Source organism: Azospirillum sp., assembly GCF_050789165.1.
The window spans coordinates 122,649-141,849 of sequence record NZ_JBOZRT010000162.1; the positions used below are offsets into that span (position 1 = coordinate 122,649).

Sequence of the window (19,201 nt, forward strand, 5' to 3'; positions counted from 1 at the left end):
GCGTCGAGGATTACTCCTCGCCGGTCTGCTGCTTGCGCTTCAGAGCGGCGCCCAGGATGTCGCCCAGCGAGGCGCCCGAGTCGGAAGACCCGTACTCGGCCATCGCCTGCTTCTCCTCCTCCATCTCGCGGGCCTTGATGGACAGCGAAATGCGGCGGGAGCTGCGCTCGATCTGGGTGACCTTGGCATCGACCTTCTCGCCCACGGCGAAGCGCTCGGGGCGCTGCTCGGAGCGGTCGCGGGCCAGGTCCGACTTGCGGATGAAGCCGGTGAAGCCCTCGCCCACCGAAACCTCGATGCCGCCGTCCGTCACCTGCGTCACGGTGCAGGTCACGACCTCGCCCTTCTTCAGGCCGGCCGTGGCCGACTCGAACGGGTCGGAGCCGAGCTGCTTGATGCCGAGGGAGATGCGCTCCTTCTCGACGTCAACGTCCAGCACCTTGACCTTGACGCGGTCGCCCTTCTTGAACTCGGCGATGGCTTCCTCGCCCGACTTGTTCCAGTCGAGGTCGGACATGTGCACCATGCCGTCGATGTCGCCCGGCAGGCCGACGAACAGACCGAATTCGGTGATGTTCTTGACCTCGCCTTCCAGCTCGGTGCCGGGGCCGTACTTGTCGACGAACGTCTCCCACGGGTTGTCCAGGCACTGCTTGAGGCCCAGGGAGATGCGGCGCTTCTGCGGATCGACGTCCAGGACCATCACCTCGACCTCCTGGGAGGTGGAGACGATCTTGCCCGGGTGGACGTTCTTCTTGGTCCAGCTCATCTCGGACACGTGCACCAGGCCCTCGATGCCCGGCTCCAGCTCCACGAAGGCGCCGTAGTCCGTGATGTTGGTCACGCGGCCCTTGAAGCGGGCGCTGACCGGGTACTTGGCTTCCACGCCCTCCCACGGATCGGCCTCGAGCTGCTTCATGCCGAGGCTGATGCGCTGGGTCTCCGGGTTGAAGCGGATGACCTGGACCGTGACGGTCTGGCCGATCTGCAGGGCCTCGGACGGGTGGTTGATGCGGCGCCACGCGATGTCGGTGACGTGCAGCAGGCCGTCGACGCCACCCAGATCCACGAACGCGCCGTAGTCGGTGATGTTCTTGACGACACCCTGGAGGACCTGGCCCTCCTTGAGGTTGGCGACCAGCTCCGAACGGGCCTCCGCACGGCTCTCTTCGAGCACGGCGCGGCGCGACACGACGATGTTGCCGCGCGAGCGGTCCATCTTCAGGATCTGGAACGGCTGCGGCGTGCCGAGCAGCGGGCTGATGTCGCGGACCGGACGGATGTCCACCTGCGAGCCCGGCAGGAACGCCACGGCGCCGTTCAGGTCGACCGTGAAGCCGCCCTTGACGCGGCCGAAGATCACGCCGGTGACGCGCTGCTGGTCGTTGAACGCCTTCTCGAGCTGGGTCCACGCCTCTTCGCGCTTCGCCTTCTCGCGGGACAGGACGGCTTCGCCGTTCTTGTCTTCCATGCGCTCCAGGTAGACCTCGACGGTGTCACCCGCCTTCAGCTCGGGCGCCTGCCCGGCGACGGCGAATTCCTTGAGCGCAACACGCCCTTCCGACTTCAGGCCGACGTCGATCGTCACCATGTCGTTCTCGACCGCGATGACGCGACCCTTGACGACGGTACCCTCCAGGGACTCGGAGGTGCCCAGCGACTCTTCCAGGAGCGCCGCGAAGCTTTCCTTGCCGCCGGTGTGGGCCATTGCTTGTGCCATTGAAACTCCTAAGGTTGCGCAGAGAGCGGTCCGCCAGCCCCGGCCCACGGCAAAATGGGTTCGGGTCCGAAACGGTCCGCCGCGCCGGGCCCCACGCCCGGCGACTTGGGTTGATGTTTTCCCTGGAAGGCGTGAGGCTCGCCCGCGCGCCCTAGCGCCCAAGCACTGATAGGGGGCCGAGACCGGTCTTGCTGCCGATAAAGGCAAGGGCCGCGTCGAACGCCTGGTCGGCGGTCAGCGCGGACGTATCAAGCACAAAAGCGTCGCCAGCCGGTCGGAGCGGTGCAACCGCCCTCTGACTGTCGCGCGCGTCACGAGCCTTCATGTCCTCCAGGACGTCGGAGGATATAGCCGGAATCCCCCGATCCCGCAACTCCTTGAGTCGCCGCTCGGCCCGCACCTCTACCGAAGCGGTAACGAACAGCTTCACCCTGGCGTCGGGGCATACGACGGTGCCGATGTCGCGCCCGTCCAGCACCGCGCCGGGCAGGCCGCCCGGCGGCGAGGCGGCGAACGTCCGCTGGAAGTCGAGCAGCGCCGCGCGCACCTCGGGCACCACGGCGACCTTGGACGCGGCCTCGGCGGCCTCGTCGGAGCGCAGCTCGGGGTCGTTCAGGATGCCGTCCTCGGGGTGCAGCGCGCGGGCGGTCTGCGCCGCGAAGTGGGCGTCGGCGGGGTCCTTGCCGGCGCGCAGCACGGCGACGCCGACCGCGCGGTACAGCGACCCGGTGTCGAGGTGGGCGAAGCCCAGCGCCTCGGCCACGCGCTTGGACAGCGTGCCCTTGCCGCTGGCGGCGGGGCCGTCGATGGCGATGATGGTGGACGTGGTCATGGTCGTTCTTTGGTTGGGCTGCGGCGTTGCCGGTCTGCGTGCTGGCGCTGAGCCCCCACCCTAACCCTCCCCCACTCCGCGGGGGAGGGGATCGACTCCTTCCCCCGCGCCGTGGGGGAAGGTTGGGATGGGGGCCGAACGCGGGGGCGTCGTTGGAGGACTAAACCCGCTCGATCTTCGCGCCCAGCCCGTTCATCAGGTCCGCGAATCCCGGAAAGCTCGTCTCGATGAAGGCGCCGTCATCCACCTGCACCGGCTCCCTGGTGGCGGTGCCCAGCACCAGGAAGCTCATGGCGATGCGGTGGTCCATGGCGGTGGCGACGGTCGCCCCGCCCTGCGGCGGCGCGCCGGTGCCGTGCACGGTCAGGCTGTCGTCGGCGCCGACCTCGACCTTGACGCCGCACTTCGTCAGGCCCTCGGCGACCATGGCGAGGCGGTCGCTCTCCTTCACGCGCAGCTCCTTGAGGCCCAGCATGACGGTGGTCCCCTGCGCGCACGCGGCGGCGGCGGCCAGCACCGGATACTCGTCGATCATCGACGGCGCCCGCTCGGCCGGCACCACGACGCCCTTCAGCGCGCCGCCCCTGACCCGCAGGTCGGCGACCGGCTCGCCGGCCTGGTCGCGGCGGTTCTCGAAGCCGATGTCGGCGCCCATCTCCACCAGCGTGTCGTACAGCCCGGTGCGGCGCGGGTTCATGCCGACGTCCCGCAGCAGCACCTCGGATCCGGGGCGCAGCAGCGCCGCCACCGCCGGGAACGCGGCCGAGCTGGGGTCGGCCGGCACGAAGATCTCGCGCCCGGTCAGCTCCGGCTGGCCGGTGATGGAGACGGCGAGCGCGCCGTCCTCCGTCTCCTCGGTGGTCACGGTGGCGCCGAAGTGGCGCAGCATCAGCTCGGAATGGTCGCGGGTCGGCTCCGCCTCGATCACCGTGGTGACGCCGGCGGTGTTGAGCCCGGCCAGCAGCACCGCCGACTTCACCTGCGCCGAGGGCACCGGCAGGCGGTAGGTGACCGGCACGAGATCGTCGCGGCCGATGACGGCCAGCGGCAGCCGGCCGCCGGCGCGGCTGACGAAGGAGGCGCCCATCTGCTCCAGCGGCGTGATGACGCGGGCCATGGGCCGCTTGTTCAGCGAGGCGTCGCCGGTGAAGAAGCTGGTGATCGGGTGCCCGGCCACGAGGCCGATCAGCAGCCGCGCCGCGGTGCCGCTGTTCCCCATGTCGAGCACCTGCGCGGCTTCGTGCAGGCCGCCGACGCCGACGCCGCGCACCCGCCAGACGTTGTCGGCGCCGCGCTCGGCCTGGGCGCCCAGCGCGCGCATGGCGGCGGCGGTGTGCAGCACGTCCTCGCCCTCCAGCAGGCCGTGCACCACCGTCTCGCCGATGGCGAGGGCGCCGAACATCAGCGCGCGGTGCGAGATCGACTTGTCGCCGGGCACGCGCACGGTGCCGGTGAGGGCGCCGGCGGACGAGGAGCGCAGCGGCTTCGCCTGCATGGGTCTGGGTCCTTGGCCGAAATCAGGGTCGGAGCGGGTTTGGCCGGAGTTCCTAGCACAGCCGTTCGGACGATGCGAGGCCCGGCGGAGTGCCCCCGGTGGCGTAAGGCCGTAACCATCTTGCTCAACCGGCGTCCTACAACATGATGCTAAAATACGCGCATCGAACGATCCGAGCGGGAGGAGCCCATGCGGACGCGTCGCTTCCCCTCCCGCCACGAGGCGGAGCGCTACCTGGCCGAGCAGGGGTTCGAGTTCCTCGGGGCTCCCAGCCGCTGGCGCAAGACACTGGACGGCCACGCCTGCTACGCCGACGTCGTGGTTCAGAACGGCGCGGCGGTGGTGGTCTTCATCGAGTCGAACGACGGCTTGCCGCCCTGAAAGGCCCTCCCCCAGCCCCGCCGGGGGAGGAAGCCTGGAGATCAATCCCCGATCGCCACGCCTTCGCGGCGGCTGTCGGCACCGCCGGTCAGCCCGGCGGGGGTCACCAGGATCGCCTGGGTACCGGAGGTCAGCTCCAGCACCTTCACCGGGTGCCCCTTGGCCTCCAGCGCGGGAGCCCAGGCCTCGGCCTCGGTGCCCTTCTCCAACTCGGTCGGGCCGTTGCGGCTGCCGAAGTTGGCGAGGTCAACCGCCTCCTGCGGGTCCATGCCCCAGTCGAGCAGCGCCACCAGCGTCTTGGCGACGTAGTTGATGATCGCGCTGCCGCCGGGCGAGCCGACCACGGCGTAGAGCTGGCCGTCCTTGAACACGATGGTCGGCGCCATCGAGCTGCGCGGCCGCTTGCCGGGCTCGATGCGGTTGGCGACCGGCTGGCCGTTCTCCACGGGGTTGAGCGCGAAGTCGGTCAGCTCGTTGTTCAGCAGGAAGCCGCGGGTCATCAGCCGGGCGCCGAACTGGTCCTCGATGGTGGTGGTCATCGAGACGGCGTTGCCGTCCGAGTCGATGATGGCGATGTGGCTGGTGCCCTTCTCGATGCCGTCCGACGCGCCCATCCGCGCGCCCTGCTGGAACGGCGGGTCGCCGGGGGTGGCCTTGCCCATGGACTTGGCCGGGTCGATCAGCTTGGCCCGGCTCTGGATGTAGCCGGGGTCGATCAGGCCCTTCACCGGCACCTTCACGAAGTCCGGGTCGCCGAGGTACTGGCCGCGGTCGGCGAAGGCCAGCCGCCCGGCCTCGGAGAACCGGTGCACCGCCTCGACCGGGTTGGTCTTGAGCGCCGCCATGTCGACCGGCTCCAGCGCGCCCAGGATCTGCTGCACCGCCACCGCGCCGGAGCTGGGCGGGCCCATGCCGCAGATGGTGTAGGCGCGGTAGGCGCCGCACACCGCCGGGCGCTCCTTGACCTGATAGGCCTTGAGGTCGGCCTCGGTCATGTCGCCGGGGTTGGTGGCGTGGCCGGTCACGGTCCGGACGATCTCGGCGGCGACCGACCCCTCGTAGAAGGCACTCGCCCCCTTCTCGGCGATCGCCTGGAGGGTGGCCGCGTACTCCGGGTTCCTCAGCAGGAAGCCGACCGGCTTCGGGGTGCCGTCCGGCTGGTAGAAGTAGGCGGCGGCCTTCGGGTCGTTCTTCGCCAGATACTTCTCCTGCCCGAGCAGGCCGCTCAGGCGCGGGCTCACCGTGAAGCCCTCGGAGGCGAGCCGCACCGCGCGCTCGAACAGGCGCGGCCAGGGCAGCTTGCCGTGCGCCTTGTGGACGGTCTCCAGCAGCCTGACGGTGCCGGGCACGCCGACCGACCGGCCGCCGACCACCGCGTCGTAGAACGGCATCGGCTTGCCGTCGGCGCCCATGAAGCGCTCAGGCTTGGTCGCCGCCGGGGCGGTCTCGCGGCCGTCGTAGGTGGTGAGCTTCTTCGCCTTGCCGTCGTAGAAGACGAGGAAGGCGCCGCCGCCGATGCCGGAGCTCTGCGGCTCGACCAGCCCCAGCACCAGTTGGGTGGCGATGGCGGCGTCCACCGCGTTGCCGCCGGCGCGCAGGATCTCGCGCCCGGCCTCGGCGGCCAGCGGGTTGGCGGCGGCGGCCATGTACTTGGTGGCGGTGCCCAGCGTGCGCGCCGTGCGGCCGGTGGCGCCTTCCGGCGCCTGCATTCCGGCGGCCGGGGCCGTGGTGGTGGTCTGCGCGACGGCCGACAGCGGCAGCAGCGCGACGAGGCCGGCGCCGGCGAGAACTCGCCAGCCGGGAGCGAATTGGGACTTCACGAACCCTCCCATTCCCATCATATGTGTCGCCCGGCCTTCGGCCGGTTGGTGTGTCGGTCCGGCCTTCGGCCGGCGGGCGGTGTCTCTGGCCGCCATTGGGTATCGAGCTTACGCGTGCCCCGCGGCCCTCGGAAGGGGTTGCGCGCAGCCGCGGTTGGTGGTTGAACTTTTTTTTGACAACGGGGCGCTGCCATGGCAAAGGGCCGCCCTTAACCGGATTTCATGAGAAAGCGGAGGATTTGGCGTGGCGAAGCCGGAATGGGGCATCAAGCGCATCTGCCCGAACTGCGGCGCGCGCTATTACGACCTGCGCAAGGACCCGCCCGTGTGCCCGTCGTGCGGCACGACGTTCGATCCCGAAGCGCTGCTGAAGTCGCGCCGCGCGCGGCCGGCGCCGGTGGACGACGCGCCGCCGAAGAAGGTGCCGGCGGGGGTCGATGAGGACGAGGCGGAAGTCGAGCGCGAGGACGAGGACGTCGCGGATCTCGAGGAGGTCGAGGACGAGGTCGCCGTCGAGGACATCGAGGAGGACGCCGACGAGGTGGCCGAGGACGAGGACGACGTCCTCATCGAGGACACCTCCGAACTGGGCGAGGACGACATGGACGAGGTCGTCGACGTCGAGGGCGAGGACGAGGAGGAGCGGTAATCCCGGCGGCGGGAAAAAAGTGAGGTCGGGGAAGATTTTCCCCTTGCAATGGGACCCCGACCTGACGAATATCCCGCTCCACCGAGGCCGCCGGTTTCCAACGGAAGCAGGGCTGCCACCCAGGGTTTCGGGGCCATAGCTCAGCTGGGAGAGCGCTACAATGGCATTGTAGAGGTCAGGAGTTCGATCCTCCTTGGCTCCACCAAATTCAAAGGGCTCGGCGAGTGATCGCCGGGCCCTTTGGCGTTCCACTGGAGGAGGCCGCAGTGCAGAACGAAGGCGGAGCATCCACCGGTTCCTCCGGGACGGCCGACGAGCTGGTCGCGCTGGGGCGCCGACGCTGCGGCGAGGGCGACCTCCGGGGGGCGCTCGACGCGTTCCAGGCGGCGCTTCCCGCCAAGGGCGACGATCCCGGGTTCCTGTTCGACGTGGCCGGCGTCGGCCGCGCGCCGGACGCAGTGGTCGCCTTCCGCGACATCCTCGCGCGCCATCGGGAGGTGGCCTCGTCCTGGGCCGGCCTGGGCAACGCCGCCTTCCTCGCCGGCAGCCCGTACCTGGGCAAGCGGGCCTACGCCCGCGCCATCGCGCTGGAGCCGGACCAGCCGGCCAGCTACGTCAACTTCGCCGAGGCGCTGGCCATCGACGCCGTCGGCACCGACGAGCACGAGCGCGCGGTGGCGCTGCTGCGCCGGGCCATCGCGCTGGTGCCGGACGACACGTCGCTCCGCTACAACCTCGCCCGGTCGCTGCTGTCGCTCGGGCGGTTCGCCGAGGGCTGGGCGCACTACGAGGGGCGCCTGCACCCCGACGGCCGGAACCACGTCGTCCGCGCCGTCGCCTGCCCGCGCTGGCGGGGGGAACCGCTGGCCGGCCGGCACCTCTTCGTCTGCGGCGAGCAGGGCATCGGCGACCAGCTCTGGCTGCTGCCCTTCGTCCGCGAGGCCGCCGCGCAGGCCGGCCGCGTGACGCTGGAGGTGGCGCCCAAGCTGGTCCCGCTGGTCAGGCGCAGCCTTCCCCAGGCGACCGTCCTGCCTCTGCAGATCGAGCGGCGCGAGGGAATCTGGCACGCGGTCGGCGAGAGCCGGACCGGGCCGGACGGCGCCGACCGCTACATCGAGGCCGGCAGCCTGCCGCAATTCCTCTGGGACACGGTGTCCGGCCAGCCGGCGGCGCCGGCGCTCACGCCCGACCCGGCCCTGGTCGACCGGTGGCGGACGCGCCTGGACGCGCTGGGGCCGGGGCTGCGCGTCGGCATCTGCTGGCGCTCGCCGCTCTTCGGCCGGGAGCGTTCGCCGGAGTACCTGCCGCTCGACACGTGGCGGCCGATCTTCGAGGCCCTCTTGCGGGCCGCGGACGGGCCGGTGCACGCCTGCTGCTTCCAGCACGGCGATGTCGACGGCGACATCGCGCAGGCCCCGCGGTCGGTGGGCCTCGCGGTCACCCGGTTCCCGGACCTCGACCTCTGGGACGACATCGACGGGACCGCCGCGGCGCTGGCGAACATGGACCTGGTGGTCACCGCGCTGACCTCCATCGCCCGGATATCGGCCGGCCTGGGCATCCCCACCCTGGTCCTGACGAAGACGCCGTACTTCGTGGCGCCGTCCGACGGGCGCGACCCCGTGGGACCGGCCCTGGAGCCGGTCGCCCCGGCGCCGGGCCGCTTCTGGCCGGAGGGCGTCGTCGGCGAGGTCGCCGCGCGGATCGAGGCGCGGCTGAAGCGGTGACGGGCGTCAGACCGCGCCGGTCATGTTGGCGAAGTTCAGCGTGTCGGCGGCGTTGCGCTGGCGGAAGACCTCGGCCTTCTGGTTGCGGCCGTGCTTCTGGTAGCCGCCGGTGCGGATCAGCGTGCTCTCGTCCAGCTGGCAGTTCAGCACCTCGTTGAGGTGGCTGAGGCCCTGCTTCACCTCGCCCTGGAACTGGTCGTCCGCCATGCTGGTCATGTTCATCACCAGATCCTGGCGCTCGGTCACGTCGATCAAGAACTGGTGCGGGTCGGTGATGTGGCCGTTCTCCAGCGCGTGCTTCCACATGCCGGTGGCGGGCAGCGGCAGCAGGTACCCGACGCTGGGGTACACCTTGGTCTCCTCGCACATGCGGAAGGTGTCGGCCAGCGTCTCCGGCGTCTCCTGCGGGTAGCCGACCACCACGCTGGTCGAGCACACCACCCCCGCCTCGCGCAGCACGCGCACCTGTTCGCGGAAATAGGCGGCGTTGACCCGCTTGTTCATCGCCTCGAGGATCTCGTCGTTGCCGGATTCCAGCGAGAAGCCCAGCGACACGCAGCCCGTCCTGGCGAACTTCTTCGCCACGCGCAGGCGGTCCTCGTACGGCGTGTCGGGTTGGCCCAGCAGGTCGGAGCGCACCGCGGCGGTGTAGTGGATGCCGAGGTCGGCGGCGTCCAGCGCGTCGAGGAACTTCTCCGCCGGCGCCAGCTTGTGGAAGGACAGCTCGTCCCAGAAGTTGATGTAGTTGGCGCCGTACTTCTTGTTGAGGTGCCGGATCTCGGCGATCACCGAATCGGCGCTGCGGTGGCGGTACGGGTCGTGCCAGAAGACGTAGTGGCAGAACGTGCACTTGAAGACGCAGCCGCGCGCCGTGTTCACCGGCATCACCCGCGCCTCTTCGAGCGGGTAGCGGTTGACCGTCTCGTGCACCGTGCCGCGGGCGCGGCGCAGGTAGGTCTCGACGTCGAACAGGTCCCAGTCCGGCCAGGGCAGGTCGTCCACCGCCTTGACGGCGGCGCGGCGGCCGTTGTGCAGGATGCGGCCCTGTGGATCGCGGAAGACGATGCCGGGGACGCCGACGCCCTTCAGGCAGGCCGGGTACGGCCCGTTGTCGTGCGGCACCGGGGTCGGCGGCTCCGCCATCGCGCCGAGCGGCCGGCCGTCGCGCAGCGCCTCCAGCACCTCGACGGTGGTGATGTCGCCCTCGCCCAGCACCACCACGTCCACCGGCGTGGCGTGGAACAGGATCTCCGGTATCGAGGAGCCCACCGAGTTGCCGACGATCACCGTGGCGCCGGGGTTGTGCCGCTTGGCGGTGTGGATCAGCCAGTGCACCCAGCGGTAATGCGTGACGATCGAGCCGACGGCGATCACGTCGTAGCGCCCGCGCATCAGCGCCGCCTCGACCTGGTCGTCGGTGTGGTCCGCCGCGTCGATGTCCAGGATGTCGAACGAGAATCCCGCCAGCTTGACCGCCGTGACGACGTAGCCGAGCCCCACCGGCAGATAGCGGTGCGGCGCCTTCGGGCGCAGGCTGGGGTTGACGAACAGGATCTTCATCGGCCGGTCACTTCCCGAAAGGGGCGCGCGAGCGGCTTACGGTAGGGAAACAAGGTTAACAACCGATCAATCCGCTCCGCTTTCCGGCCCCTGAGGCGGCTCGCGGGGGCGGCCGTGCATTTTTCTGAAATTTCCCCTTGCCAACCCCGCGGCCCGCCCGTATAAGCGCGCTCTCTTCCGGCGTGGCGCAGCGGTAGCGCAGCGGACTGTTAATCCGTTGGTCGTAGGTTCGAATCCTACCGCCGGAGCCAGCGCGGGTGTAGCTCAGTTGGTTAGAGCGCCGGCCTGTCACGCCGGAGGCCGCGGGTTCAAGTCCCGTCACTCGCGCCATTCTCCCCCTCCCGGGGGAGATGGCATTTTCCCCGATCGAACAATTTGATGCGGATCAACGCCGGTGGGCTCCCACCGGTGCAAGAACGGCCGGCCCCGTTTCGCCGGAGAGGACATCCATGAGCATCGAGTTCGCCCCCGCCACCCGCCTGGACACCGTGACCAAGCAGGATCCGCAGGCCATCGCGCGCCTGATGACACTGCACCCGGTCTTCGGCCCCGGCGCCGGCCTGCCCGGCGAGGTGACGCTGGGCGACGCCGCCGAGGCGATCGGCCTGCCGCTCGACCTCGTGATGGCCTACGCCCGCGGCGAGGTCCGCGTGCAGGTGCAGGAAGGGCGCAGCTGCGGCTGCGGCTGCAACAAGGGCTGACCGCTTATCGGCGCCCGGCGCACGCCGGGCGCAGCGTGGTCGGCCGCTCAGCCGGCCAGACGGTCCGGCTCCCCGGCGAAGATGCGGCGCACAAGCTCCTCGCAGGCGCAACGCGTCGGACAGCAATCGCAATTCGCTCCCTTGTCGCAGAAGCCGTCGCGGACCTCGCGCAGCCGCGCCAGCAGGTCGGCCTTCTGCGCGTCGCTCAGCCGGTGGCTGCGCAGCGTCATCTCGATGGCGTCGTCGAAAACCGCCCGGCTCAGGTTGCGCATTGCAGGTGCTCGCGATCGGCGGAAGGCTGAGACTAGCCGGCCCGTGTTTCCGCACGATGTCTCCGCTGTAACGCCCACGTTCAGGATGGAGCCTTCCCGCATGCCGATTCTCCACACGGCCATCGTGCTGCTCGCCGCCGCGGTCCTGGCGGTGCCGCTGGCCAAGCGGATGGGCTTCGGCAGCCCGCTGGGATACCTCGCGGCGGGGCTCGCCATCGGGCCGAGCGGGCTGGGCCTGATCACCGACGTGGAGAGCATGGCGCACGTCTCCGAGCTGGGCGTCGTCATGCTGCTGTTCCTGATCGGGCTGGAGCTGCGGCCGCAGCGGCTGTGGGTGATGCGCAAGTCGGTGTTCGCGCTGGGCGGCGGGCAGGTGGTGCTGACCGCCGCCGTGCTGGGCGGGGCGGCGCTGGCGCTGGGGCTGCCGGCGAGTGCCGCGGCGGCGCTGGGCGCCGGGCTGGCGCTGTCGTCCACCGCCATCGTCCTGCCGCTGCTGGCCGAGCGCGACCTGCTGTCCTCGCACGCCGGGCGCGACAGCTTCTCCATCCTGCTGTTCCAGGACTTGGCCGTGATCCCGCTGGTGGCGCTGCTGCCGCTGCTGGGCGACGGCGGCGGGGCGGTGCCCACCGGCGAGGGCGCGTGGCTGGCGGTGGCCAAGGCGGCGGGCGCCATCGCGCTGGTGCTGGTCGGCGGCCGGCTGCTGGTGCGGCCGGTCTTCCGGCTGGTGGACGCCGCCAAGACGCCGGAGATCTTCACCGCCACCGCGCTGCTGATCGTGCTGGGCACCGGCGCCCTGGTGGAGGCGGCCGGGCTGTCGATGTCGCTGGGCGCCTTCATGGCCGGCGTGCTGCTGTCGGACTCGGAGTACCGGCACGAGGTGAAGGCCGACGTCGAGCCGTTCGAGGGCCTGCTGCTCGGCCTGTTCTTCGTGTCGGTGGGGGTGTCGGCCGACGTGGCGGGCTTCGCCGCGTCGCCGGGGCGGATGCTGGCGCTGACGCTCGGGCTGGTGGCGGTGAAGGCGGCGGTGGTCTTCGGCCTCGCCCGCTTCGCCGGCAACACGCCGCGCGGCGCCGTGCGCATGGCCGCGGTGCTGGCGCAGGGCGGCGAGTTCGGCTTCGTCCTGTTCGCCCAGGCGGTGGGCGAGCGGGTCATGGGGCAGCAGGCGGCCAACACCGCCATGCTGGTGGTGACGCTGTCGATGATCATGACGCCGTTCCTGTTCGCGGCGGCCGAGCGCTGGCTGGTCCCGCGCCTGGGCGGCAAGCCGGCGCGCGCCTTCGACACGATCCCGGCGGAGGACGCCGCACCCGTGATCATCTGCGGCTTCGGCCGGGTCGGGCAGATCGTCGGCCGCGTGCTGCGCCTGAAGCGCATCCCCTTCACCGCGCTGGAGCACAGCGCCGCCCAGGTCGATTTCGTCCGCCGTTTCGGCAACAAGGTGTTCTACGGCGACCCGACGCGGCCCGAGCTGCTGCGCGCCGCCGGCGCCGACAACGCCAAGGTGCTGGTGGTGGCGCTGGAGGACATGGAGCAGAACCTGACCGTGGTGGACATGGCGCAGCGCCTGTTCCCGCACCTGACCATCGCCGCCCGCGCCCGCAACCGCCGCCACGCCCACCTGCTGATGGACCGTGGCATCACGATCATCGTGCGCGAGACCTTCCTGTCCAGCCTGGAGCTGACCGAACGGGTGCTCACCGCCATGGGCGTGGACGCGGAGGAGGCGCACCAGACGCTCGACACCTTCCGTGCCCACGACGAGCGCACGCTGAAGCGCCAGCACGCCGTGCACCACGACGAGCAGCGGCTGATCCAGACCTCGCGCGACGCCGCGCTGGAGCTGCAATCGCTGTTCGAGGCGGACCGGGCGGAGCGCTGACCGACTGGCCGTCCGCCGCGTCCGCCCCACCTTTCCCTTGGCAAACCAGGGAGGCAGGTCATGGACGGTCCGCGGGAGTGGCTGGAGACGGTGGTGGTGCCGCGCACGCACGACATCGGCGGGTTCGAGGTGCGGCGCGCCCTGCCCTCGGCGCAGCGGCGCATGGTGGGGCCCTTCATCTTCTGGGACCAGATGGGCCCGGGCGAGCTGCCGCCCGGCCAGGGGCTCGACGTCCGGCCGCACCCGCACATCGGGCTGGCCACGGTGACGTACCTGTTCGAGGGCGAGATCCTGCACCGCGACAGCGTCGGCTCGGTCCAGGCGATCCGGCCGGGGGCGGTGAACTGGATGACGGCGGGGCGCGGCATCGCCCATTCCGAGCGCAGCTCCGACGAGACCCGGCGCTCCGGGCAGCGGGTGTTCGGCATCCAGTCGTGGATGGCCCTACCCAAGACGCACGAGGAGGCCGACCCGGGCTTCGTCCATCTGCCCGCCGAGGCGCTGCCGGTCCTGGAGGGCGAAGGCAAGCGGGTGCGGGTCATCGCCGGGGCGGCCTTCGGCGAGCGCTCGCCGCTGAAGACCTTCACCGAGACGCTGTACGTGGACGCCCAGCTGAACCCCGGCGCCCGCCTGCCGGTCCCGGCGGAGGTGGAGGAGCGCGCGCTGTACGTCGCCGCCGGCGCGGTGATCATCAACGGCGACCGCTTCGAGGCCGGGCAGCTGCTGGTGCTGCGGCCGGGCGACGCCATCACGGTGGAGGCGGAGACGGCGGCGCGGGTGCTGGTCCTGGGCGGCGAGCCGATGGACGGGCCGCGGCACATCTGGTGGAACTTCGTCTCCAGCTCCAAGGACCGTATCGAGGCGGCCAAGGCCGACTGGAAGGCCGGGCGGTTCGACGCGGTGCCCGGCGAGACGGAGTTCATCCCGCTGCCGGAGGAGAAGAAGCCGGACGTGGTGGCGAAGGAGCCGTAGCAGAGGTTTTGCCCCCACCCTGACCCTCCCCCGCTTCGCAGGGGAGGGAACTCCGCCGCTCTGCCCCCTCCCCCGCGAAGTGGGGGAGGGATGGGGTGGGGGCTCAACGCACGCACCTCACCGCCCGAATCCCAGCCCCTCCAGCACCGCCCTCACCTCCGCATCCTCCAGCGCCGCCAGGAAGCGCTTCACCGGCGCGCGCTCCAGCCGTGCCCGCGGGATGAGGAAGTCGTAGTGCTCCTCCTGCAGCGGCAGGAAGCCCAGGCCGTACAGGCGCGCCACGCTCTCGATGGCGACGCCCCAGTCGGCGCGGCCCTGCGCCACCGCCACGGCGACCGCGTTGTGCGACTTCGCCTGCGTCCAGTAGCCCGCCGGCTTCGCTCCGCCCAGCAGGCGGTCGGTGAGGATGCGCGTGCCGCTGCCGGCGTTGCGGTTGACCATCAGGCAGCCGGCGTCGGCCGCCGCGGCGGCAATCGCCTCGGCCCCCGCCCTGCCCTCGAACCGCGCGTCGCCGGGGCGGAAGAGCACGCCCTGCAGGCGGCGGTAGCCGGGGACCAGCTCCAGCTCCGGCGTCAGGAAGGGGCGGTTGTAGACGCCGCTCGCCGGGTCCATCAGGTGGACGGCTGCGACATCGCACTCGCCGCGCTTGGCCGCGGTGAGGCCGCCCATGCTGCCGACGTTGAGCGCCTTGACCGTCAGCCCCTCGACGATCAGCCGGCCGACGACGGCGTCGAGGCCGACGCAGTGGCTGCCGATCACCGTCAGGTCGGCCAGCCGGTTGCCGCCGATGAGGTGGACGGACATCGGCGTGCCGGCCTCCACCGCCTCGGCGTGCTCGCCGATGGCGACGAAGCCGTCCGCGGCGCTGAACGCGGTGACCGAGCCGGAGCCCTTCGACAGCGGGTACGCCGCCAGCCCCTCGTCCCCCTGCACCAGGGAGACCATGACGAACTCCATGCGCCCGCGCTCGGACCCGACGCGCATCGGCAGCGTCGCCACCACGCTTTCCTTCGCCGCCTCGGGCAGGCCGGCGAGCGCGCGGATCACCGGCGCCACGAACTCGTGGAAGGTGAAGACGGCGGAGGTCGGGAAGCCCGGCAGGATCACCACCGGCTTGCCTTTGGTGGCGGCGAGGCACAGCGGCTTGCCGGGCTTCAGCGCCACGCCGTGCACCAGCACGCCGGGATCGTCCAGGCGGCTGACGATGCGGTAGGACAGGTCGCCCGCCCCCTTGGACGTGCCGCCGGAAAGCACCAGCGCGTCGCACGCGAGCCCCTGCGCCACGAGGCGTTCCAGCGTCGCCTCGTCGTCCGGGCTGACGCCGAGGCGGACCGGCTCGCCGCCCAGCTCCTCGACCGCCGCGGCGAGGATGGCGGCGTTGGAATCGTACACCGCGCCGGGGCGGATCGGCTGGCCGGGCGCCACGATCTCGTCGCCGGTGGAGAGGATCGCCACGCGCGGCCGGCGCAGCACGTCCACCTCGGCCAAGCCGATGGCGGCCAGCACGCCGATCTCGCGCGAGCTGAGCGTCTGCCCGCGGCGCAGCACCGTCTCGCCGCGGCCGATGTCGGAGCCGGCGGCGGCCACGAAGCCGCCGGGCACCGCAGCCTTGCGGACCTCCACCGTGAGGGCGCCGCCCCCGGCGTGGGTCTCGGTGTGCTCGACCATCACCACGGCGTCGGCGCCGCGTGGCAGCATACCGCCCGTGGCGATCACGGTGGCGGTGCCGGGGGTCACTTCGGCGCGCGGCTGCGCCCCGGCCGACAGCACCTCGCCGTTCAGGGTCAGCAGCACCGGGGCGTGCTCGCTGGCCCCGGCGGTGTCGGCGGCGCGCACGGCGAAGCCGTCCACGCTCGACCGGTCGAAGCCCGGCACGTCCACGCCGGCCACCACGTCGCGCGCCAGCACCCGGCCGCGGGCGGCCGCGAGCGGCACCCGCTCCTCGCCCCGCGGCGTCAGGTCGAGCGCGGCGCGCCAGCGCTCCCACGCCTCGTCGCGGCCCGCCACCTTGAGAAACTGCTGCTGGCGCGCCGCCTGCTGCACGAACTGCCGGACGTCCTCGTTGGACACTCTGCTTCCTCCGATGAAGCCCCTCCCCCTCGCGGGGGAGGGGCTTTCCACCCTCAGTCAATCCCCTGTGTTCTCGCCATCATAGCGCCTCGGCCGGGGCGTCGTACATCCACACGGCGACCTCGGCGCCTTCCGGCATGCCCTCGCTTTCCGCGGGGATCAGCACGAAGCCGTCGGCCCGCGCCAGCGCCGCCAGACCGGGCACGGCGGCCGACGCCACCGGCTCGGCGCCGGCATCGGTGACGCGCACGCGGTAGACCTCGGCAAAGCCGATCTCGGAAACCAGCTTGCGCGCCGCCGGCACGCGGCGGACCGCGTAGGGCAAGCCCGCCGGCCGGCCGCCCAGCCGGCGCACGGCGGCGCCGGCCAGCAGGTCGTAGACGGCCGCGCAGGCCACCGGCTCGCCGGGCAGCAGCACGACCGGCACGTCGCCCACCTGCCCCAGTCCCGCCGAATCGCCGGGCCGCAGCGCCAGACCGTGCAGCGCCAGCGTGCCGGCGTCGGCGAGCGCCAGCGGCGCCTCGTCGTCGGCGCCCAGCCCGGTGCGCCCGCAGACCAGCAGGATATCGGCGCCGGGCGCGCGCAACGCGTCGGCAAGCTCTGCCCGGCCGAACGGCCCGCGCACCTCGGCCACCCCGCCGTCGCGCCGGACCAGCGCCGACAGCAGCGCCGCGTCCGCCTCGCGCCCGTCGCGCGGGCCGCCGGCCAGCAGGATGCGGACGCGCGGGCGCCGCACCACCGCCACCGGCTCCATCCCGAGCCCGGCCAAGAGGCCGACGTCCTGCGGGCGCAGCACCCGTCCGGCGGGCAGCAGCACGGCGCCGGCCCGCGCCTGCTCGCCCCGGCGCTCGACTCCGCTGCCGGCGGGCAGCGCGTCCAGCGCTTCGACGCCGAGCGGCGAGGCCTGCGTCGCCTCGACCGGCAGCACGGCGTCGGTGCCCGGCGGCAGCGGCTGGCCGGAGGAGACCGGCACCGCTTGGGCCCCCATCAGCAGGATCGGGTTGTAGCCGCCGGCGCCGAGCGTCGCCTCGGCCGCCACCGCCATGCCGTCGCGGGCGGCGCGGTCGGCGGGCGGCAGGTCGGCAGGGGCGGCAACGTCCGCCGCCAGCGCCCGGCCGGCGGCCTCGGCCAAGGGCACCGCCTCGGCGGGCAGCGGGACGGCGCGGGGCTCCAGCCAGCGGACGGCGTCGGACAGGGCGCTGCGCGCGGCGAAGCCACGGCCACGGACGTCGGGGAGGTGCGGGGGCGGATGAAACACCGTGGAACACCATGAAACACTGTGCGGAGGGTGTTTCGTTCGCACCGCCCAAACTGGCCGGCCGGCCGACCGGCCACCCGGACCGGGACTAAAATCCTATCATCGGAACCCGGCCGGACGCAAGGGCCAAACCGCTCAATGCCACCGGTGCGGCGGGATGCGGACGATGGCGTTGAGGACCCTGGCGATCTGCACCGCGACGGTCTCCGACAGCCCCGTCTGGGGCAGGTCGTTCAGCCGGATGACCTCCTGGCTGCTCGAGTCGATCACGTCCCACGCCATCCCGTCCTCGCTGATGACGGCTTGGTAGCGGGAGCGATGCGTGTGGTGGTGGCGGTCCATGCGCCGACTATGCGCCCGCGGCCGTTGGGCGTCGCGGGTGATTACGGATCGGGACCATCCTGCTTTTGTATCGTCATCCGTTCAATTTTAGCAGCATCATCACGTAATACGAGAGCATGCCGAACCGCCAGGGTCGCGGCGCTGGTCCGGCGCATGGCGGATAGAGCGCCCGGGCGCTTGTCAGGCGCCGGGGATCGGCTACCCTCAAGGGAACGATAAAAGCTTGGGGAGGACAGGCCATGGCGCTCCGTGCCGAGCAGCTCAAGGACGAGCTGACCGAGGAGGTGGTCCGCCAGGTGCGCGGGCGTCTCGACCGCAGCCGGGTGGATCTGGCGGAGCGGTTCGTGCGGCAGTTCTATGCCAACGTGCCGCCGGACGACATCGTCCAGGCCCCCGCCGACCAGCTGTACGGCGCCGCCATCGCCATGTGGCAGTGGGGCCAGCGGCGCGCGCCGGGCCGCGCGGCCGTGCGCGTCTACAACCCGCGCATCGAGGAGCACGGCTGGCAGTCGCCGCGCACGGTGGTGGAGATCGTCAACGACGACATGCCGTTCCTGGTCGATTCGGTGGCCGCCGAGCTGAACCGCCAGGGCCTCACCGTGCACCTCGTCATCCACCCCGTGGTGCGGGTGGCGCGCGACGCCGAGGGCCGCATCACCGACCTCCATGAACCGGAAGCCGCGCCGGACGGCGCCAGCCCGGAATCCTTCATGCACGTGGAGGTCGACGCGCGCTCCGACGCGGCGGCGCTGGAGCGGGTGCGCGCGGGGCTGGAGCGGGTGCTGGGCGCGGTGCGCGCCGCCGTCGCCGACTGGCGCGCCATGCGCGCGGAGGTGCACGAGGCGCTGGGCGAGGTCCAGGCCGCCGCCGCCGCCCTGCCCGCCGACGAGGTGGCGGAGGCCGAGGCGTTCCTGCGCTGGGTGGACGCCGACCACTTCACCTACCTGGGCTACCGCGAGTACCGGTTCGAGCCGCGCCCGGAGGGCGGCGAGCCGCTGCTGAACCAGCGCCCCGACAGCGGGCTGGGCATCCTGCGCGACGACGACGTGACGGTGTTCGAGGGCCTGCGCCACTACCAGTCGCTGGCGCCGGACGTGCGGGAGTTCCTGCGCGCCCCCCGCGCGCTGATGGTCACCAAGGCCAACACGCGCTCCTCCGTGCACCGGCCGGTGCACATGGACGTGGTGCTGCTGAAGCGCTTCGACGCCGAGGGCCGGATCGTCGGCGAGCGGATGGTGGTCGGGCTGTTCACCTCGGCCGCCTACAACCGCTCCCCGCGCGACATCCCCTTCGTGCGCCGCAAGGTCGCCGCGGTGGTCGAGCGCGCCGGCTTCGATCCCCGGAGCCACGACGGCAAGGCGCTGCTCAACATCCTGGAGACCTACCCGCGCGACGAGCTGTTCCAGGCCAGCGTCGACGAGCTGTACGACACCGCGCTCGGCATCCTGCACCTGCAGGAGCGGCAGCGGCTGGCGCTGTTCATCCGGCGCGACCCGTTCGACCGCTTCGCCTCCTGCCTCGTC

15 protein-coding genes, 3 tRNA genes and 1 pseudogene are annotated in these 19,201 nt (G+C 71.8%); 10 read left to right on the top strand and 9 right to left on the bottom strand.

Annotation, left to right across the window (positions count from 1 at the left end; all coding sequences use genetic code 11):
* Positions 1-10: 10 nt before the first annotated feature.
* The 3 genes from rpsA to aroA form a co-directional block, all read right to left on the bottom strand.
* Entirely contained in the window at positions 11-1,720 is a 1,710-nt protein-coding gene (gene rpsA / locus ACRWK7_RS34990; protein WP_431862444.1) for a 30S ribosomal protein S1, read from the bottom strand.
* A 151-nt stretch (positions 1,721-1,871) separates the two neighbouring features.
* Positions 1,872-2,552 (bottom strand): (d)CMP kinase, encoded by a 681-nt coding sequence (gene cmk / locus ACRWK7_RS34995; protein ID WP_431862446.1) that lies wholly within the window; start codon positions 2,550-2,552, stop codon positions 1,872-1,874.
* Positions 2,553-2,712: 160 nt separating this feature from the next.
* Positions 2,713-4,047 carry a 3-phosphoshikimate 1-carboxyvinyltransferase gene (aroA, locus tag ACRWK7_RS35000; protein ID WP_431862448.1) on the bottom strand — a complete coding sequence of 445 codons (1,335 nt, stop codon included), beginning with the start codon at positions 4,045-4,047 and terminating at the stop codon, positions 2,713-2,715.
* 189 nt (positions 4,048-4,236) lie between these two features.
* Here aroA and ACRWK7_RS35005 point away from each other — a divergent pair, with 189 nt between their 5' ends.
* Positions 4,237-4,428, top strand: coding sequence for a hypothetical protein (locus tag ACRWK7_RS35005; protein ID WP_431862450.1), 192 nt, complete (start codon positions 4,237-4,239; stop codon positions 4,426-4,428).
* 41 nt (positions 4,429-4,469) lie between these two features.
* Here ACRWK7_RS35005 and ggt read toward each other — a convergent pair whose 3' ends face one another.
* Positions 4,470-6,248 carry a gamma-glutamyltransferase gene (gene ggt / locus ACRWK7_RS35010; protein ID WP_431862452.1) on the bottom strand — a complete coding sequence of 593 codons (1,779 nt, stop codon included), beginning with the start codon at positions 6,246-6,248 and terminating at the stop codon, positions 4,470-4,472.
* A gap of 244 nt (positions 6,249-6,492) precedes the next feature.
* Between ggt and ACRWK7_RS35015 the strand changes: the two genes are divergently transcribed.
* The 3 genes from ACRWK7_RS35015 (at position 6,493) to ACRWK7_RS35025 (ending at position 8,624) form a co-directional block, all read left to right on the top strand.
* Positions 6,493-6,897, top strand: a complete 405-nt coding sequence (locus ACRWK7_RS35015) for a TIGR02300 family protein (protein WP_431862453.1) — start codon at positions 6,493-6,495, stop codon at positions 6,895-6,897.
* Between the two features lie 129 nt (positions 6,898-7,026).
* Positions 7,027-7,102, top strand: a tRNA-Ala gene (locus ACRWK7_RS35020).
* Positions 7,103-7,163: 61 nt separating this feature from the next.
* Positions 7,164-8,624, top strand: coding sequence for a hypothetical protein (locus ACRWK7_RS35025; protein WP_431862455.1), 1,461 nt, complete (start codon positions 7,164-7,166; stop codon positions 8,622-8,624).
* Between the two features lie 6 nt (positions 8,625-8,630).
* Here the strand turns inward: ACRWK7_RS35025 and ACRWK7_RS35030 are convergent, their stop codons facing one another.
* The gene (locus ACRWK7_RS35030) at positions 8,631-10,184 is read right to left on the bottom strand and encodes a B12-binding domain-containing radical SAM protein (RefSeq protein ID WP_431862457.1); all 1,554 of its coding nucleotides are present in this window, start codon (positions 10,182-10,184) and stop codon (positions 8,631-8,633) included.
* 176 nt (positions 10,185-10,360) lie between these two features.
* Here ACRWK7_RS35030 and ACRWK7_RS35035 point away from each other — a divergent pair.
* From ACRWK7_RS35035 to ACRWK7_RS35045, 3 genes are all read left to right on the top strand, one after another.
* Positions 10,361-10,435: transfer RNA gene (locus ACRWK7_RS35035), tRNA-Asn, on the top strand.
* A 2-nt stretch (positions 10,436-10,437) separates the two neighbouring features.
* Positions 10,438-10,514: transfer RNA gene (locus ACRWK7_RS35040), tRNA-Asp, on the top strand.
* Positions 10,515-10,633: 119 nt separating this feature from the next.
* Positions 10,634-10,885 carry a hypothetical protein gene (locus ACRWK7_RS35045; RefSeq protein ID WP_431862459.1) on the top strand — a complete coding sequence of 84 codons (252 nt, stop codon included), beginning with the start codon at positions 10,634-10,636 and terminating at the stop codon, positions 10,883-10,885.
* A gap of 47 nt (positions 10,886-10,932) precedes the next feature.
* On the opposite strand, the gene ACRWK7_RS35050 is transcribed toward ACRWK7_RS35045, so the two are convergent.
* A complete protein-coding gene (locus ACRWK7_RS35050; protein WP_431862461.1) occupies positions 10,933-11,157 on the bottom strand; it encodes a hypothetical protein in 225 nt (74 codons plus the stop codon).
* A 100-nt stretch (positions 11,158-11,257) separates the two neighbouring features.
* Here ACRWK7_RS35050 and ACRWK7_RS35055 point away from each other — a divergent pair, with 100 nt between their 5' ends.
* Positions 11,258-13,036: a monovalent cation:proton antiporter-2 (CPA2) family protein gene (locus tag ACRWK7_RS35055; RefSeq protein WP_431862463.1), complete on the top strand. Its 1,779-nt coding sequence runs from the start codon at positions 11,258-11,260 to the stop codon at positions 13,034-13,036.
* 60 nt (positions 13,037-13,096) lie between these two features.
* Positions 13,097-14,008, top strand: coding sequence for a pirin family protein (locus ACRWK7_RS35060; protein ID WP_431862464.1), 912 nt, complete (start codon positions 13,097-13,099; stop codon positions 14,006-14,008).
* Between the two features lie 117 nt (positions 14,009-14,125).
* Here ACRWK7_RS35060 and ACRWK7_RS35065 read toward each other — a convergent pair whose 3' ends face one another.
* From ACRWK7_RS35065 to ACRWK7_RS35075, 3 genes are all read right to left on the bottom strand, one after another.
* Positions 14,126-16,078, bottom strand: a complete 1,953-nt coding sequence (locus tag ACRWK7_RS35065; protein WP_431862465.1) for a molybdopterin biosynthesis protein — start codon at positions 16,076-16,078, stop codon at positions 14,126-14,128.
* A 79-nt stretch (positions 16,079-16,157) separates the two neighbouring features.
* Positions 16,158-17,336, bottom strand: a complete 1,179-nt coding sequence (locus ACRWK7_RS35070; RefSeq protein ID WP_431862466.1) for a molybdopterin-binding protein — start codon at positions 17,334-17,336, stop codon at positions 16,158-16,160.
* 135 nt (positions 17,337-17,471) lie between these two features.
* Positions 17,472-17,678, bottom strand: a complete 207-nt coding sequence (locus ACRWK7_RS35075; RefSeq protein WP_431862468.1) for a hypothetical protein — start codon at positions 17,676-17,678, stop codon at positions 17,472-17,474.
* 239 nt (positions 17,679-17,917) lie between these two features.
* Here ACRWK7_RS35075 and ACRWK7_RS35080 point away from each other — a divergent pair.
* Positions 17,918-19,201, top strand: a pseudogene (locus ACRWK7_RS35080) (NAD-glutamate dehydrogenase); the annotation flags it as partial.

Coding starts and splice junctions, on each gene's coding strand:
- ACRWK7_RS35045 (WP_431862459.1), top strand. CDS start 10,634: ATGAGCATCGAGTTCGCCCCCGCCACCCGCCTGGACACCGTGACCAAG.
- ACRWK7_RS35075 (WP_431862468.1), bottom strand. CDS start 17,678: ATGGACCGCCACCACCACACGCATCGCTCCCGCTACCAAGCCGTCATC.
- ACRWK7_RS35060 (WP_431862464.1), top strand. CDS start 13,097: ATGGACGGTCCGCGGGAGTGGCTGGAGACGGTGGTGGTGCCGCGCACG.
- ACRWK7_RS35055 (WP_431862463.1), top strand. CDS start 11,258: ATGCCGATTCTCCACACGGCCATCGTGCTGCTCGCCGCCGCGGTCCTG.
- ACRWK7_RS35005 (WP_431862450.1), top strand. CDS start 4,237: ATGCGGACGCGTCGCTTCCCCTCCCGCCACGAGGCGGAGCGCTACCTG.
- ACRWK7_RS35050 (WP_431862461.1), bottom strand. CDS start 11,157: ATGCGCAACCTGAGCCGGGCGGTTTTCGACGACGCCATCGAGATGACG.
- aroA (WP_431862448.1), bottom strand. CDS start 4,047: ATGCAGGCGAAGCCGCTGCGCTCCTCGTCCGCCGGCGCCCTCACCGGC.
- ACRWK7_RS35030 (WP_431862457.1), bottom strand. CDS start 10,184: ATGAAGATCCTGTTCGTCAACCCCAGCCTGCGCCCGAAGGCGCCGCAC.
- rpsA (WP_431862444.1), bottom strand. CDS start 1,720: ATGGCACAAGCAATGGCCCACACCGGCGGCAAGGAAAGCTTCGCGGCG.
- cmk (WP_431862446.1), bottom strand. CDS start 2,552: ATGACCACGTCCACCATCATCGCCATCGACGGCCCCGCCGCCAGCGGC.